The sequence below is a fragment of the Paraclostridium benzoelyticum genome (genome assembly GCF_001006285.1).
Lineage (GTDB): Bacteria > Bacillota > Clostridia > Peptostreptococcales > Peptostreptococcaceae > Paraclostridium > Paraclostridium benzoelyticum.
In genome coordinates, this window is the sequence record NZ_LBBT01000161.1 from 1 (window position 1) to 1,852 (window position 1,852).

Annotated in this window: 1 protein-coding gene; it reads left to right on the top strand. The window is 29.6% G+C overall.

Features of this window, described 5'->3' with window-relative positions; all coding sequences use genetic code 11:
• Window positions 1–288 precede the first annotated feature (288 nt).
• Complete coding sequence (locus VN21_RS07470; RefSeq protein WP_046822706.1) at window positions 289–1,533, top strand: serine hydroxymethyltransferase; 1,245 nt, start codon at window positions 289–291, stop codon at window positions 1,531–1,533.
• Window positions 1,534–1,852: the final 319 nt, after the last annotated feature.

Genomic DNA, 1,852 nt, shown 5'->3' on the forward strand with positions numbered 1-1,852 from the left:
TTTTTTATTTTTTATTGAAAGAATTATTAAGTTAACAGAAAAATTTGACATTTTATTATAACCTGGTGTATAAATATACATAAAACAAAATAATTTATCAATATATTTTAGGGTAAATATTTAACGGAAATTTAGAAGGGGACTATTTAAATTAAATAATATTAATTATTGTAAAGTTATGAAAATTGGGTATATAAAAGTGTACAAGCGAATATATAAATATTAAGATTTCTCCAATTTAAATTAGCTTTTAATAATACATATTTATAAAAAGAAGGGATGAGGTAAATGTTCAAAAACTTAAAGAGAACAGATAAAGAGATTTATGAAAGTATGCAACGAGAATTAGAAAGACAACAAAGGAATATAGAGTTAATAGCATCAGAAAATATAGTATCTATGGCAGTTATGGAAACTATGGGAAGCCATTTAACTAACAAATATGCAGAAGGGTACCCGGGGAAAAGATATTATGGAGGGTGCGAGTATATAGATGAAGTAGAAACGTTAGCTATTGAAAGATTAAAAAAAATATTTGGGGCAGAACATGCTAACGTTCAACCTCATTCTGGGGCTAATGCAAATATGGGTGTATATTTTTCAATATTAAAACCAGGAGATAAGGTTATGGGGATGAATTTATCTCAAGGTGGCCACTTAACTCATGGGTCTCCTGCAAATATATCAGGACAATATTTTGAATTTACAGAGTATGGTGTAGACCTTAAAGATGGAAGAATAGACTATGATGATATAAGAACAAAGGCACATGAAATAAAACCTAAATTAATAGTAGCGGGAGCTAGTGCATATCCTAGAGAAATAGATTTTAAAAAGTTTAAAGAAATAGCTGACGAAGTAGGTGCTATGCTTATGGTAGATATGGCTCACATAGCAGGACTTGTAGCGGCTGGACTTCATCAAAACCCATGTGAGGTCGCTGATTTTGTAACTACTACGACTCATAAAACTTTAAGAGGACCTAGAGGAGGAGTAATCCTTTGTAAAGAAAAATATGCAAAAGCTATAGATAAAGCTATATTCCCAGGAACTCAAGGTGGTCCATTAGAACATATAATAGCTTCTAAAGCTGTAGCGTTTAAAGAAGCTTTAGAGCCAGAGTTTAAAGAATATCAATCTCAAGTTATAAAAAATGCTAAGAAATTAGCAGAAGAATTAATGAATAGAGGATTTGAGTTAGTAACAGGTGGAACTGATAATCATCTAATTTTATTAGACTTAACTAATAAAAATATAACTGGAAAAGAAGCCGAAAAAAGATTAGATGAAGCGTATATAACAGCTAATAAAAATACAATACCTTTTGATCCAAATGGAGCTTTTGTTACTAGTGGTATAAGATTAGGGACTCCAGCTGTAACAACAAGAGGTATGAAAGAAGAAGATATGAAAGATATAGCAGAGGCTATAGATTTATGTTTAACTTATAATAAAGAAGAAGAAGCTAGAGAAAAGGTGGTAGCTTTAACAAATAAATATCCTTTATACAATGAATATAAAATATTTGAATAGAATAGGATGAAAAAAACATAGTATGTAAAGTAATAAACCACGAAGTGTAGATGTAAAATCTTTGCGACACAAAGCTGAGAAGATGCTTTGAAATGTCGCTACAGATTTTACATCTACACTTCGTTAACTTTTACATACTATATTTTTTATATTAAGGGGAGTAGGTAGGTAAAGAACTGAAATTCGAGAGTTTTTTTAGAGAAAATTAAAAAAATAAAATTAAATTAAAAAAAGTATTGACGATGTTAAATTAAGGTGGTATAGTATTACTTGTCCTTAAGAAAAGGGCAAAACAAAAATGAACTTTGAAAATTAAACA